13 protein-coding genes and 1 pseudogene are annotated in these 13,975 nt (G+C 73.1%); 8 read left to right on the forward strand and 6 right to left on the reverse strand.

What is annotated here, in order from left to right:
- Window positions 1-142: 142 nt before the first annotated feature.
- On the forward strand, window positions 143-1,828 hold the full coding sequence (locus tag ACQEVS_RS25795; RefSeq protein ID WP_433023989.1) for an N-6 DNA methylase: 1,686 nt from the start codon (window positions 143-145) through the stop codon (window positions 1,826-1,828).
- Window position 1,829: 1 nt separating this feature from the next.
- Here the strand turns inward: ACQEVS_RS25795 and ACQEVS_RS25800 are convergent.
- Window positions 1,830-2,330 (reverse strand): annotated as a pseudogene (locus ACQEVS_RS25800) (3'-5' exonuclease); the annotation flags it as partial.
- Window positions 2,331-2,404: 74 nt separating this feature from the next.
- Window positions 2,405-2,743 carry a hypothetical protein gene (locus ACQEVS_RS25805; protein WP_433023991.1) on the reverse strand — a complete coding sequence of 113 codons (339 nt, stop codon included), beginning with the start codon at window positions 2,741-2,743 and terminating at the stop codon, window positions 2,405-2,407.
- Window positions 2,744-3,038: 295 nt separating this feature from the next.
- Between ACQEVS_RS25805 and ACQEVS_RS25810 the strand changes: the two genes are divergently transcribed.
- Window positions 3,039-5,138, forward strand: a complete 2,100-nt coding sequence (locus ACQEVS_RS25810; RefSeq protein ID WP_433023993.1) for an NB-ARC domain-containing protein — start codon at window positions 3,039-3,041, stop codon at window positions 5,136-5,138.
- Between the two features lie 46 nt (window positions 5,139-5,184).
- Here the strand turns inward: ACQEVS_RS25810 and ACQEVS_RS25815 are convergent, their stop codons facing one another.
- The 3 genes from ACQEVS_RS25815 to ACQEVS_RS25825 all read right to left on the reverse strand — a co-directional run bounded on the left by ACQEVS_RS25815 (window position 5,185) and on the right by ACQEVS_RS25825 (window position 8,403).
- Complete coding sequence (locus tag ACQEVS_RS25815; protein WP_433023995.1) at window positions 5,185-6,963, reverse strand: translation initiation factor 2; 1,779 nt, start codon at window positions 6,961-6,963, stop codon at window positions 5,185-5,187.
- Window positions 6,964-7,714: 751 nt separating this feature from the next.
- Complete coding sequence (locus ACQEVS_RS25820) at window positions 7,715-8,014, reverse strand: hypothetical protein (protein WP_433023997.1); 300 nt, start codon at window positions 8,012-8,014, stop codon at window positions 7,715-7,717.
- 119 nt (window positions 8,015-8,133) lie between these two features.
- Complete coding sequence (locus ACQEVS_RS25825) at window positions 8,134-8,403, reverse strand: hypothetical protein (RefSeq protein ID WP_433023999.1); 270 nt, start codon at window positions 8,401-8,403, stop codon at window positions 8,134-8,136.
- Between the two features lie 423 nt (window positions 8,404-8,826).
- Here ACQEVS_RS25825 and ACQEVS_RS25830 point away from each other — a divergent pair, with 423 nt between their 5' ends.
- The 4 genes from ACQEVS_RS25830 to ACQEVS_RS25845 all read left to right on the forward strand — a co-directional run bounded on the left by ACQEVS_RS25830 (window position 8,827) and on the right by ACQEVS_RS25845 (window position 11,432).
- The gene (locus ACQEVS_RS25830; RefSeq protein ID WP_004948117.1) at window positions 8,827-9,240 is read left to right on the forward strand and encodes a cell division protein SepF; all 414 of its coding nucleotides are present in this window, start codon (window positions 8,827-8,829) and stop codon (window positions 9,238-9,240) included.
- A 24-nt stretch (window positions 9,241-9,264) separates the two neighbouring features.
- On the forward strand, window positions 9,265-10,470 hold the full coding sequence (locus ACQEVS_RS25835; protein ID WP_433024001.1) for an AAA family ATPase: 1,206 nt from the start codon (window positions 9,265-9,267) through the stop codon (window positions 10,468-10,470).
- On the forward strand, window positions 10,467-10,856 hold the full coding sequence (locus ACQEVS_RS25840; RefSeq protein ID WP_433024003.1) for a nucleotide pyrophosphohydrolase: 390 nt from the start codon (window positions 10,467-10,469) through the stop codon (window positions 10,854-10,856). The genes ACQEVS_RS25835 and ACQEVS_RS25840 overlap by 4 nt, the downstream gene beginning before the upstream one ends.
- A 117-nt stretch (window positions 10,857-10,973) precedes the next feature.
- The gene (locus ACQEVS_RS25845; RefSeq protein ID WP_433024005.1) at window positions 10,974-11,432 is read left to right on the forward strand and encodes a DUF6099 family protein; all 459 of its coding nucleotides are present in this window, start codon (window positions 10,974-10,976) and stop codon (window positions 11,430-11,432) included.
- Between the two features lie 59 nt (window positions 11,433-11,491).
- Here the strand turns inward: ACQEVS_RS25845 and ACQEVS_RS25850 are convergent, their stop codons facing one another.
- Window positions 11,492-11,689 carry a hypothetical protein gene (locus tag ACQEVS_RS25850; protein ID WP_433024007.1) on the reverse strand — a complete coding sequence of 66 codons (198 nt, stop codon included), beginning with the start codon at window positions 11,687-11,689 and terminating at the stop codon, window positions 11,492-11,494.
- Between the two features lie 247 nt (window positions 11,690-11,936).
- Here ACQEVS_RS25850 and ACQEVS_RS25855 point away from each other — a divergent pair, with 247 nt between their 5' ends.
- Complete coding sequence (locus ACQEVS_RS25855) at window positions 11,937-12,860, forward strand: LLM class F420-dependent oxidoreductase (RefSeq protein WP_433027898.1); 924 nt, start codon at window positions 11,937-11,939, stop codon at window positions 12,858-12,860.
- Between the two features lie 159 nt (window positions 12,861-13,019).
- A complete protein-coding gene (gene mmuM / locus ACQEVS_RS25860; protein ID WP_433024009.1) occupies window positions 13,020-13,931 on the forward strand; it encodes a homocysteine S-methyltransferase in 912 nt (303 codons plus the stop codon).
- Window positions 13,932-13,975: the final 44 nt, after the last annotated feature.

Here is a 13,975-nt window from a genome sequence, read left to right on the forward strand (position 1 = left end):
GGTCGGGGGTGCTGACAGGGGAAGTCGGAACTCTCACGGATCACAAGCGGTCACCTCTCCTACCGCATCCGATCGCACGTACGTGTACCGTGTCAACGGGTTACGCTCTTTGTTTTTTCGCTACACGTGTACAGTGGGAAGCATGTCAGACACGGCCTCGCCCCAGCCGGAACCCCTGGTCTCCGCATCCGAGATCGCTCGTCTCGCCGGAGTCACGCGAGCCGCGGTCTCCAACTGGCGCAGACGTTACGACGACTTCCCGGACCCCGCGGGCGGCGGCGCGGCCAGCCCACTCTTCGCGCTCTCCGATGTCCAGACATGGCTTCGTCGGCAGGACAAGGGCCAGGCGATCTCAGGCGAGGTCCGGCTCTGGCAGGCCCTCCGGGCCACCTACGGGGAGAAGATCGTCACTGGTGTCGCGGACGTCGCCCGGCATCTCGCATGCGCGGAAGGAGCGGAAGGAAGCGGCGTAGTACCCGAGCTGCCCTCCGACGCGGCCCGCCTGGCGGACGACCTCGCACACGCCGACTCCGCCGGCGCCGTGGTCGAAGCGCTGATCGCACGGTGCGTGACCGCCACGGGCCGCTCCGGGGCCGACCAGATGACCTCCGAGGGCATCGTGCGGGCCGTGCGCCACCTGGCGGCGGACCTGCCGTCCGAGGCCACGGTCTTCGACCCCGCCTGCGGCGTCGGAACGCTGCTGCTCGCCGTCGGGGCCGAACACGGACCGAAGAGGTACGGACAGGAGAAGGACCCGCGGAGCGCCTCCCTGGCACAGCTCCGGGCCGGCCTTTCCGGGCGCGAGGACGTCACCGTCGTCACGGGCGACTCCCTGCGGGCGGACCAGTGGCCAGGGCTCCGCGCCGACCTGGTCGTCTGCGACCCCCCTGCGGGGGAAACCGACTGGGGCCGCGAGTCCCTGCTGCTCGACTCCCGCTGGGAATGCGGCACCCCACCTCGCGCCGAGGCCGAACTGGCCTGGCTGCAGCACGCCTACGCCCACACCGCTCCCGGCGGGCAGGTCCTCATGGTCATGCCGGCCTCGGTCGCCTACCGCAAGCCCGGCCGCCGCATCCGGGCCGAGCTCGTCCGCCGCGGCCTGCTCATCGAGGTCGTCGCCCTCCCCCCGGGGATCGCCGCGGCGCACGCCCTCCCCGTGCACGTGTGGCGGCTCCGGCGCCCCCGGATGCCCGGCGACGTGCCGGCCTCCGTCCGCCTGGTCGATCTGACGGCCAACCGCCCGGACGGTGAGCTGGAACCGGCCCCGCATCAGATCACGGACGTCCCTCTCGTCGATCTGTTGGACGACCTCGTCGACCTCACCCCGGGCCGTTACACCCAGGCGACGCACCGCGACTACCAAGCCGAGTACGCGACCCTGTGCGAGCGGCTGGAGCGGGAGACCGCGCACATCGCCGCGCTGCTGCCCACCCTGGCCCGAGGGCCGGGCGCCGGGTCGCTCGACGGGGCGACCGTGAGCGTCGCCGAACTGGTCCGGGCCGGTCTGGTGGAGTACGGAGATCCGGAGCCCGCATCGGTGAGCGAGCAGCTCGACACCGACTACCTGCGTGGCTTCCTGCGCAGCACGGCGAACGTGAGGCGTTCGACCAGCGCGACGGGCACCTACCGGTTCGATACCCGCGGCGCCCGCGTACCCCAGCTGGCCATCGGGGAACAGCGCGCCTACGGGCGGGCGTTCCGGGCACTCCAGGAGTTCGAGGAGCGGATGCGCACCGTGGCGGAGCTCAGCCGCCGGATCACGGAGCTGGCGCGGGACGGACTGGGCAACGGAGCCCTTGCCCCGGCCGACGCGGACGAACGCGCCTGACTCAGCGCTCCCCGGAGAAGGGGACGAAGGAGCTGGGCGCCCCACTCCAGGAGACGGACAGTGCTTCGCGCGCCCGGGTGCAGGTGACGAAGAGCAGGCAGCGTTCCCGCAGCAGGTCCGACTCGTGCTGCAAGGCGTCGAGCGCAGCCGGAGTGACCTCCCGCGCGAACGGCAGCGCGCTCGCCGTCACTCCGAGCACGGCCACCGCGCGGAACTCCAGCCCCTCCATCGCGTGCATCGTCACCAGCCGGACCCCGTCCACGTCCGGCCCCGGCTGGTCAAGGACCTTAACCACGGGGATTCCCGCCGCGGACAGCTTCTCGTACACCTTGCCGAGCAGCAGGTTGAAGCGCGCGCAGACCCCGATCTCGGAGGGCCGGATTCCCTGGGCGATCCAGTCCCGCACCCGCTCGACGAGCGCCTCGGCCTCCGCCTGCTCGGACCCGTGCCCCTCCACCCGGGGAGCGCGGCCGTGCAGCAGCGAGCGGTAGCCGGCCAAACTGCACCGCACATGGCGGCCGTCCCCGACTCCCTACTGCTCCGCGGGTGACAGGGTTCGTCAGCCGTGCCTCCGGCTCAGCGGCGGCTCGGACACGTCGCTCCGTGTCGTTGCCGCCTGCCTGTCAGGCGCCACTGTGCCGTCGGTGCCCCAAAGAAGGTGTGGTGAATCGTGCTACTGGAGAAGTCCCGGCCTTGGAAGATCGGAGCGTCCTGTGTCCCACCACTGATGTAATTGCGCACATTGCCGCCGCCGGTGACGACGGGATGGGCGCGCTGCCACCACTCGTCGAGGTCACGGCGGAACTGGGCGTCCAAGGCGGCTCGGAGGCCCAGGGCCGTGGCCAGGGCCTGGGCGCGGGCCGGGTCGGCGGGGGCGTTCTGGGAGGCGGTGAGTTCCGGTTCGGCCGTGCTCACCTGGAGCGTGAGGGTCGGCTCCGGGGCGTTGTTGCGTGGAACGGGAGGCGTATCAGGGCGGCCAAGCTCTGCCGCATCTGGCGGCCGGTTTCTCCGCCCGCCCCGCCCGCGAGGGCCGCGAGTGCGCTCGCGGAGATCGGATCCATGGTGGCGATGCCCGGGTCGGTTGTGAAGGGACGCACACCCTAGGGCGTTCGGTGACGCCTCGACAGGGGCGCCGGTCGATGGTGGACCGAAACCGGGCGCAGCTTGCCGTTCGACCGTCAGATCCGTCCCGTGCTCGTAGAGTTTGCTTGTGGCCGACGATACGTACAACAGCGTGGACGGACAGGCGCAGCTGGGCTCGGTCGTTCAAGCCCGCGACATCGGTGCGGTGCATCACCATGTGCACGCCGCTCCGCCGCCGCCCGCGACGGTTCCGTATCAGCTGCCTCCTGCCTTCGTCCACTTCGTGGACCGGTGGAACGAGCAGCAGCGCATTCTGCGGGCACTGGACGGGCGTTCGGGTCGTGAGGACGGGCCGTTGGTCGTCGCGCTGACCGGGATCGGCGGGGTGGGGAAGACGGCGCTGGGGTTTCATGTCACCCGGCGGATCAGTGACCGGTTCCCGGACGGGGTGCTGTACGTCGATCTGGACGATCTGCGGCGGGACGGGGTGGTCGAGGTCGCGGACGTCCTGGGCGAGTTGCTGTCCGGGCTCGGGGTCGCCGCCGAGTGGCTGCACCGGTCGTTGGCGGGGCGATCGAAGCAGTATTGGACGCAGACGCGGGGCAAGCGTCTCCTCGTGGTGGTGGACAACGCGCGGTTCGCCCAGGAAATCCTGCCGCTGCTCCCGTCGTCCGGTGCCGGTCTGGTGATCGTGACGAGCCAGGGGCGGCTGCACGACCTCGGCGGTGTGGCCGCGCTGGAGGTGCCGATGAGTCCACTGGCCGTCGAAGACGCGGTGCGGTTGCTGCGGCACATCGTCGACGACGCGCGACTGACGGAGGAACCGGACGCCGCCGTCGAGCTGGCGCGCGGCTGCGGCGGGCTGCCGGTGGCGCTGCACGTGGCCGGCCGGTGGATCCGCAGACACCGGCGGCGTAGCCTGTCCCGGCTGGTCGCGGAACTCTCGGCGGAGTTGCACGAGAAGGGCGTCCCGATGGTGGAGGCGATTTGGGACGCGGCGTACGAGGGGCTGGGTGCGGAGGCGGCGCGATTGTACCGGCTGCTGCCGGAGTTCCCCGCTCCGGTCCTCACGGTTCCGGCCGCCGCCGCCCTGCTGGGCGACGGCACGCCGGCGGCCGAGGACGCTCTGGACGAACTGGAGGGCGCGGGCCTCCTGGAGAGCCGGCCCGAAGGGCCGGGCATCCACGACCTGGTGCGTGAACACGCCGAGCGCCGGTCCCGCGAGGAGGACCCCGTCGGAGGCAGCCGGCAGGAGGCCCGGGAACGGCTTGTCCGCTGGTACCGGCGCCAGGCGATCCATGCCGACCTCCTGGCGGCCGGCCCGCGTATGACGTTCGCCGAACCCGGCGATGCCCTCCCCGGCGTCCCCGACGTCGAGTTCGGCGGGAAGGCGGAGGCGCTGCGGTGGATGGAATCCCAGCGGCTCGCCCTGTACGGCTGCGTCAGGGTCGCCTATGAGAGCGGGCTCGACGAGGACGCGTGGGCGCTGTGCGAACCGCTGTGGACACACTTCCTCGACCATCCGCACTACGCGGACGTCACCGACGCGTTCGGCAGGGGACTGGCCGCCGCGCAGCGCATCGAACACCTCCCGGCGGCGATCCGCATGCGCTGCCAACTGGCCCGGCCCCTCTGGGAGCAGGAGCGGTACGAGGAGGCGGCCGAGCAACTGCGCCACGCCGTGAGTGCCGCCGGCGCCCTCGGCGACTCCGAGAAGGAGCGGAAACTCAAGGCGTCCGTGGTGGAGTTCCGCGGCAAGCTGGCGTCCGTCCAGGGTGACTGGGCGTCCGCCGTCGCCGACTTCGAGAGCGCCCGCCGGGAACACGCGGCCATCGGGAACGCGTACGGGGTCATGCTCCAGACGTATCTCCTCGGCGGCACCGCACTCGACATGGGCGAGTGTGGGCGGGCGGTCGGCCTGCTCACGGACGCGCACCGCATGGCCCGTGAGCTGGGCAGGGAGCGTATGACCGCTCGTACCGGCTTCGCGCTCGGGCGCGCGCTGCGCCACGCCGGGCGCGCGGCGGAGGCGTTCGCGCTGATCCGGGCCGCTCTGGACAACGCCCGGCGGCGCGGTTCTACCAGCGACGAGGCGCGGGTCCTGGAGGAGCTCGCCCGGCTCGCCGACGGGGTCGGCAGGGCGGAGGAGGCGGAGGAGCACCGGGCGGCGGCGCGGCTGCTGGCCGAACGCGGCGGGGGGCTGCCGAGCGTGGGCCAGAGCTCGTAGCCGCGCATCAGAGGACGTAGCCAGGGCCGGAGTCCGTAGCTGTGGTTCACAGCTCGTGGACGAGGTCGCAGTCCTCGGCGGGGGACACGACGGCGCGGACGGAGAACGGGCCGACGTCACACACCAGCGTGACCGGAAGCATCGGTTCCGGCTGGGTGCCCAGCCACGAGTGCACAGCCGACACCACCGCCGCCGGATCCGCGCGCAGGACGCGCCCGTCCGTCCGGTGCGGCTCGACGCGGACGCGGAACGTTCCCGCCGCGCGGTGCCGCAGCAGGCACCGTTCCGGCGTGAGGATCGCGGCCGCGGTGCCGCAGTACGGCAACTCGTCCAGCATCCGGGCCGTCCAGCCGCCCGCCGTCCACCTACTCGTGTGGGGGGTTCCGGGGGCGGGCCGGGAGCGGCGCCACAGCACCGCCGCGCTCTGCGTCTCGCGCGGCCCGGCGTGCGGGGACTCGGCGGCCAAGTAGTGCGTCGGCAGAGGGGTGTCGGCGGGGAAGCGCTCGACGGTGACCCGCCGGCCGGTCACTCCGGTTCGTACCGCGTAGGCCGCCGGGCCGTGCGGCATGGCCGGCCTCGTCGGGGGCGGCAGGGGACGCGGCCTTACCGGCACGGCCCGCGGCCGGAGGTCCAGCAGCCGGTACAGCTCGTCGCGGAGCCGCGGAAGCGACTCGCCCGGCAGGTCGAACGCGGCGTCGGCGCACTTGCGGATCTCCTGCGCCGAAGCCGCCCGCAGGGCCTCCTCCAGGCCGGCGGGGGCCTTCAGCCGGGGTGCCCGTTCGAGCAATGCGGCCATCGGGCTGCCCGGTATGAGCTCGTTCCCGCCGTCGTAGGCGCCGACGACGGGCCGGCCGAGGGCGGCGGCGTAGAGCGCCGTGGAGCCGTGGTCGGTGACCACGGCGTCGCAGGCGATCAACAGGGCGGCCCACTCCTCGTGCGGCCCGGCCAGCACCATGCCCGCGCGCAGGGCGGGTGCCAGGTGCCGCGTGAGGTCGTACGAACCGAGTCGGCTGTGCTCGTTGGGGTGCAGGACGAGCGCGAGCTGGTACGTGTCGTGGGGGAGGACGCGCGCGAGCGCGGCGGGCAGCTCGGGCCGCCGGGCCAGCAGCGACTCGCGGCCCCAGGTGGAGGTGAGGACGACAAGGCGGCGCTCCCCGGTGCCCAGGGCGGCGCGGTAGTCGTCGCGGTGGGGGAACGAGGCGAGGACGCGGTCGAGCGTCGGGTCGCCCACGACCGTGGCCCGCGCGGCGGCCGGTGGGCAGTGGGCGGCGAGGCGGTCGAGCTGGTCGCCGTGCGCGAGCGCGTGGAGGGCGGCCCAGGGCCTGCCGTCGACGAGCAGGTAGTGGGGGTCGAGGCCGGACGGGAGATGTGGCGACCCCTCGTCGGGCAGCGCCTTGTTGAAGCCGGCACCGTGCGGGAGCAGCACGTGCGGTCCCGGGAGGACGCGGATCGCGCCCTTGGGGCTCGCGGTCAGGACCAGGTCGTGCGCGCCGGAGCGGGCATCGTCCCAGGTGACGAAACGGGCGCCGGAGCGGTCGAGGGCGGCGAGGGCGTCCACGTCGAAGTCCGAACCGGGGACGAGGGTGAAGCGGCTGACGACGCGGTCATCGCCGTCGAAGACCGGCAGGACGTCGAGAAGCCGGTGCAGCGCGCCGGCCGAGCGCACGGCGAACAGCACACACGCCTCCGGCCCCTGCTGCCTGCTGCCTGCTGCCTGCTGCCTGCTGCCCGCTGCCCGCTGCCCGCTGCCCGCTGCCCGCTGCCCGCTGCCCGCTGCCCGCTGCCCGCTGCCCGCTGCCCGCTGCCCGCTATCAAAGCTTGTCATCGTACTGGGTGCTCCAGAAAGGAACAAATCGCCCATATCGATGCCAGGGGGCTAGTGAGGGGTCCGGTGTGCATGCTCGCGATCGTACTTGCGGACGGATCGGCCTCTCCTGGCTCCCCATGTGTGACGCGGCGGTCGGGCGCGCGGGGGAGGTCCTCGGGCAGTCGACCGCGACCGCCGGGTGGCCGGCCGGCCACCCGGTGATGCGGAAACGGTTCTCTCTGCCTCGCTACCCGACGTAACGCGACGGCTCCCGCCGGGGCGGCCCGCAGGGCGGTGAGCCTGACGTGGTGGCAGGGGTTGGTGAGGCGTCGCGGAGTCGACGCAGGAAGAGCAGGAGGCGGCCGAACGGCCGAGCGGTGCGGGGCTGCGGCCGCGCCGGCTCCGGAGCGGTGAGGGCGAGGGACGGTTCAGGGGCGGGAAAGTGCGCTTCCGTGGCGGTTTCCGGCCGTTCGCGCCAAGTGATGAACGGATCGGCGAGCGGGCGCGAGGACTCGGACTCGCTGTGTGAATCCGGCCCTACATCGGCACGGGAGGCGGAACGTGGATCCGCCAACGTCCCGGAACCGCCGTAAACGGAAGGGGAGTCGGCGGAAGATGGACGGAATTGATCGCGGTACGCCTGGGCGCGCAAATAGGCGCTCACGGCCCGCGCGGGGTCGAGCGGCATGACGTCTCTGCTCTCCTGCTCACTTGCCGGTGGTCGAGGGACGCGACGGCGCCGCCGCACGGCAGGGCGGCGCGGGTCACCTCAGCAGCGCAGGACGGCGTTCCGTGTGAGCCGCGGCGGGAGCGGGGGCGTGGTGGAGCTCGGGACGGCGGGACGGTCCGGGGTGACGTCGGAAGTCGCGGCGAGGGCGCCCCGCTCGACGCGGTGGCGGCGCTGCACGCCCGTCGACGCGTCCTCCGGGGTGACGGCGTCCACCGTGCGGTCGTCGGAGGCGCTGAACTCCGTGGAGGCGGAGCTTTCTTCCCGCCCCCGATCGTCCGCCGCGAGGGCGGGAGCGCCACCGGACAGCACCAGCAGCAGAGAGACCAGCACGGCGGTCACGGCCTGCAGGACAGGCCGTGTGCGCGCGGAACCCCACCGAGACATGCACGCATAGTAATCGCGCAACTACTCTGGCCGCAGTCCCTCCATCGGGTGAGAGGGTCGGACCTTCCATCCCGTCAGGTGTGCTCCAAGGCCACGACGATGACCGCGCCGGCCTCCAGGGCCTGGCAGAACGCGGGCACCCTTCTCGGCGCACTGGCCGGCCGGACGGTGGGCGACGCCAGCACCCTGGGGCTCGACGCCGCCGAACCCGTGGTCCTGCTGGCCCTGGTGCTCCCCGCGCCGCGCGAAGCCGGCCCCCGACGGGCCGCGTCGGTCGGCGCCGCGTTAGCGTTGGCCGATGTGCCCTTCTTGCCGGACGGTGTGCCGGTGCTGCTGGCGCTCATGGGGCTGCTGGCTGCGTTGTGGAGGGTGCCGTGGCCGGCCCGGAGCACGGCGCCCGTACGCGGCGCGGCACCCGCGCAGACCGCCCCACAGGCCATGCGCGCCCCACAGGCCACGCGCATCCCACACCGCGCGCGCCCCCGGCTGCGCGGGCCGGGCGCGCCCCGCCGGCGTCCTCGTCGGCGCGGTGCTCGCGCTCCGGAAGGTCTCGTTCCTGATCGTCGTGATGGCGGCAGCGGCCACGACCGCGTCACTCCGGTTGCTCGGAGTGAATTGAGGGGCGGCAGGCGTCCGCCGGGGCCCACGGGACAGGACTCGTAGCGCCCGGCGAGGCGCCACGCGTGTCATTGGGCCGAATGGAGGCGCCCTTTTCCCTAGAATCGCCGGATGTACATAACGAGCGCGTTCCCCGGAGGGGTGATCCGGTGAACAGGTCAGAGGCCACCGACGAGCAGTGGGAGGGGCTGGCCGAGGTCGTGCCCTTGCGCGGTCATCACACCTGGCCGTCCTGGTCCAACCACCGGTCGCTCCCCGAGGAGGAGCCGGAGACGGAACCGAACCAGCGGAGGCTCGTGGTCCTCCGGGTGCAGATCTTCGCGGACGCCCGCGAGGTGGCGGAGCACTTGATCAACGGCACGCCGGTGCTCCTCGACCTCACCAGCGCGGACACCGACGTCGCCAAGCGAATCCTGGACTTCTCCAGCGGCGTCGTGTTCGGGCTGGGTAGCGGCATGCACCGGGTCGACACCAATGTCTTCCTGCTGGCGCCGGAAGGTACGGAGGTCGCCTCGACGTACTCCGATCGTAGGAAGAACGACAGGCTGAAACGGTTTGGCTGATCCACCGCGCCATACGGTCCGGGCATGTCCGTCGCATCCCACGGCCCGGTCGCCGAGACGCGGGACGCGCGCGGCACCGGGTCCGCCGCCGAACAGCGGCCCCGGCGCCCCGCCGTCACCGAACTGCGGCTCTCCGCCTTCAAGTCGCACCGCAACGCCACCTTCGCGCTGGCTCCGCTGACCCTCTTCCGGGGCGCCAGCGGCAGCGGGAAGTCCAGCGTGCTCCAGGCGTACGAGGTGCTGGCCCGGCTCGCAGGCGGTGACGGGCTGGCCGAGGCCCTGGCGCCGGTGGCGGGCGGGGCCCCGGCCTGCGTGCCGCACCGGGCGCGCCCGGACGCGCAGGGGAGGCGGGGGTTCCGGATCGGCTGCACGGTCGACGGACCCGTCGGCCCGGTCCGGCTGGACCTGGCCGTCCAGGCGGAACCGGAGGTCCGGGTGGTCGGCGAACGCCTGACGGGTGCCGGACGGACGCTGCTGACCACGGCGCTGCGCGACCCCGGGCTGCCGACGGTGGAGGCGGCGTGGCACACGGCCGGCGCGGTCCCGGTCACCCGGGCGCCCCTGCCGGGCGACCGGCTGGGTACCTCGCTGCTGCCGCTGCGGGTGGCGGGCAAGACGGCGGGGCAGCGGCTGGTGCTCGAAGCGGCGGAGCAGGCCGTCGTCGCCCTGCGCTCCGTCTTCCCCTGCGACCCCCGGCCCGAGTTGATGCGGATGCCCGTCGCCGCTCGGGACGGCTTACTGCGGAGCGCCTGTGACAACGTTGCCGCCGTGCTGGGCCGTACCGCGAGCGAGTGCTCGATCCGGCACGCGGCCCTGGTGAAGGCGGCGGACGCGGGCTGCCGCGGCCGGGTCGAGGGGGTGGAGGCGCGGAGGCTGGACGGCGGCTTCGTCCGGGCCGTCCTGGCGCGGGGCGCGGAGGCCGCGACCGCGCTCGAACGGCTCGGGGACGGCGAACTGCGCTACCTGGCCCTGTGCTTGGTGTTGCTGACGGGACCCGACGTGCTTGCGGTGGAGCCGGCCGCCGAGGTGCTGTCCGCCCTGCAGACGCTCACCGTGCTGGCGGACGGTCTGGATCGGTGCCTCGATCCCTGTCAGTCCAGGGAGTTGGTGGAACTCGCGGCGCGCATGTGTGAGCGGGGGCATATCAGGCTGGTGGGCACGGTGGGGCGGGAGATGGCAGAGGTGGCGTCGGGGCTGTCGGGAGTCTCGATGGTAGACCTGGGGGCATGACCGAGCACTACGACTCCGACCGGGACCTCGACGCCCTGCGGCGCCGGCTGGCGGACTTCGCCGCCGCGCGCGACTGGCAGCCCTTCCACACCCCCAAGAACCTCGCGGCGGCGCTCAGCGTCGAGGCGTCCGAACTCCTGGAGATCTTCCAGTGGCTGACGCCCGAGGAGTCCGCGCGCGTGATGGCGGACCCGGAAACGGCGGAGCGGGTGAAAGACGAGGTCGCGGACGTGCTCGCCTACCTCTTGCAGTTCTGCGACGTGTTGGGGGTCGACGCCCTGGCCGCGCTGTCCGCCAAGATCGAAAGGAACGAGCGGCGGTTTCCGGTAGCGGGGGAGCGGTCGAACATCCGTCAGGGTTCGCCGAATCGTCACTCTCCGGAGTGATTGAGTTGTCCACAGCCGATTTGGTATCCACAGATTTCTGAATTCCCCTGGCTTTTCCGGCGGTTACTCATCACTCTGGGTAGTGAGAGCGCACAGGCGGAAACTGGGGGACCGGCAATGGACGCACTGCGGTTGATCGAGGCCACCCGGCTCGCCCTGGCCGAAGCCAGGACGATGCAGGACATCGTCGCCGAGGCATGGCAGACCCAAGCCTTGGCCCAGGCTGTGGGTGGTCATCTGGCCGCACACGGTCCCTTCGAGGCGCGGGCCGCGGCGTGCGGGCTGTGTGAGGCCGGCGGCCGGGCCTCCGGGGCGCTGCGGCAGGTCGCCCTGCGCTCCGGAGGCTTACGCGCGGCGCGGCTCTCGGCCGTCCGCGACCCCTGGCGGGTGCTGACGGGCCTCGCCGCGCTCCTCGGTGACGTGGGTATCGCCCTGGTCGGCGTGGCCTGTGCCTGCGAGGAGGACGGCCTCTACTGGCAGTGCATCGAGGCGATAGACGCGGCCGACGAGACCGGGGACCGGGTGGGCGGGCTGCTGAGACGGCTCGCCCTGCGGGAGAGAGGGGGCGCCGCATGAGGTACGGCGCGGGAGTCCGGCCGGGGCGCGGCCGGGGATACGGGACGGGGCGCGGGGGATCAGCCGTCGGCGGTGTCCTCGCGGGAGGTCGCGGGCTTCTCGGCCGAGGACTGCAGGTCGGCGTCGAGCCGCGACAGATCGGCGTTCAGCGCCGCCATCAGCTCCTCCATCTGTTGCAGCAGGCCCTTGGGCGGGTCCTGGCGTGGGGCGGCGGCTTGTGGGGGCACCGCCTCGGCGGGCACGGCTTCCTGGTGCATACGGCCTCCTCGGCCCTGGGCTCCTCCCGGGTGGAGGAGCGGTGTCGCGGACGTCGCCTCCGGTGGGGAAAACCGGTGCGCGGGCCGGGCGGTCCGGCTCCGCCGAAGCCAACGATCACCATGCGGGCCGGACACTGGCCGGTGCCCGGACGACCGGTGTCACCGGGGGAGATTCACCCGGGAGGGGCTGGTGCGGCGACGCGGGGGCGGTGCGTTGACCTGTGTTCGAAGGTGCAGGATGGACGGTATGGACCTGCGCATCTTCACCGAGCCCCAGCAGGGGGCGAGCTACGACACCCTCCTCACCGTCGCCAAGGCCACCGAGGACCTCGGCTTCGACGCCTTCTTCCGCTCCGACCACTATCTGGCCATGGGCTCCTCCGACGGGCTGCCCGGACCCACCGACGCCTGGATCACCCTGGCCGGGCTGGCCCGGGAGACCCGGCGGATCCGGCTCGGGACGCTCATGACAGCGGGCACCTTCCGGCTGCCGGGCGTGCTGGCCATCCAGGTGGCGCAGGTCGACCGGATGTCGGGCGGCCGCGTCGAGCTGGGGCTGGGCGCGGGCTGGTACGAGGCGGAGCACACGGCGTACGGCATTCCCTTCCCCAAGGAGAAGTTCGGGCGCCTGGAGGAGCAGCTCGCGATCGTCACGGGACTGTGGGGAACGGAGGTGGGCGCGACGTTCGACTTCGACGGTAAGTACTACCGGTTGGCCGACTCGCCGGCCCTGCCCAAGCCCGCCCAGCCCAAGGTGCCGGTGCTGATCGGTGGCCTCGGGGCGTCCCGGACGCCGCGGCTCGCCGCCCGCTACGCCGACGAGTTCAACGTGCCCTTCGCGTCCGTGACGGACAGCGAGCGGCAGTTCGGACGGGTGCGGGCGGCCGCGGAGGAGGCGGGACGCGAGCCGGACGACCTGGTGTACTCCAACGCCCTGGTGGCGTGCGTGGGCAAGGATGACGCCGAGGTGGCGCGGCGGGCGGCGGCCATCGGGCGGGAGGTCGACGAGCTCAAGGCCAACGGCCTGGCAGGCTCTCCGGCCGAGGTGGTCGACAAGATCGGCCGGTACGCGGAGATCGGAGCGTCCCGGGTCTACCTCCAGATCCTGGACCTGGACGACCTCGACCACCTGGAGCTGATCTCCGCCGAGGTGCAGGCGCAGCTGGGCTGAGACCGGAAGGAGGAGAGACGGGCGCAACTCCGGCAGCACCCGGAGCGCTGAGAGCCCGGGCGCTGAAGATCCGGGGTGCCGCAGGCCCGGAGCGCTGGAGATTCGGGCACCGGAAGCGCCCGGAGCACCCAAAGGCCCGGAGAACGAGGACCGTACGCGATGACCCCACCCCGCACACCGCTCGCCGCAGCGCTCGCGCGCGGGCCGCTCGTTCTCGACGGCGGGCTGTCCAACCAACTGCAGGCTCAGGGCTGCGACCTGTCCGACGCGCTCTGGTCGGCCCGGCTGCTGGCGGACGGGCCGGAGCAGATCGAGCGGGCGCACACGGCCTATGTGCGGGCGGGCGCGCGGGTGCTCATCACCGCGAGCTACCAGGCCACCTTCGAAGGGTTCGCCCGGCGGGGCGTCGGCCGGGAGGAGGCCGCCGGGCTGCTGCGGCGCGGCGTCGCACTGGCGCGGCGGGCGGCGGCCGAGGGGGAGCGGGAGGTGTGGGTCGCCGCGTCCGTCGGACCGTACGGGGCGATGCTCGCGGACGGCAGCGAGTACCGGGGGCGGTACGGGCTGGGGGTGGCGGAGCTGGAGCGCTTCCACCGGCCGCGGATCGAGGTGCTGGCCGCGGCCGGGCCGGACGTCCTGGCGCTGGAGACGGTGCCGGACGCCGACGAGGGGCGGGCGCTGCTGCGGGCCGTGCGCGGGTGCGGGGTGCCGGTCTGGCTGTCGTACAGCTGCGCCGGCGGGCGGACCCGGGCCGGGCAGCCGCTGGCGGAGGCGTTCGCGCTCGCCGCGGGGAACGACCAGGTCGTCGCCGTGGGCGTCAACTGCTGCGACCCGGGCGAGGTGGAGGACGCCGTGCGGGTCGCGGCGCGAGTGACCGGGAAACCGGTCGTGGTGTATCCGAACAGCGGGGAGGGATGGGATGACGAGGCACGGCGGTGGCGGGGGCGGCCCGCCTTCGACGCCGGGTGGGTGGACGCCTGGGTGGCCGCGGGGGCGCGGCTCGTCGGTGGCTGCTGCCGCGTCGGGCCGGGGCGGATCGCGGAGCTGGCCGCCCGGATGGAGGGGCGGGACTGAGGGGCCGTCGGCGGAAGGCGGGCGCAGGCCGGCGAGCGGGTGGG

The organism is Streptomyces sp. CA-181903, from assembly GCF_050937075.1.
Lineage (GTDB): Bacteria > Actinomycetota > Actinomycetes > Streptomycetales > Streptomycetaceae > Streptomyces.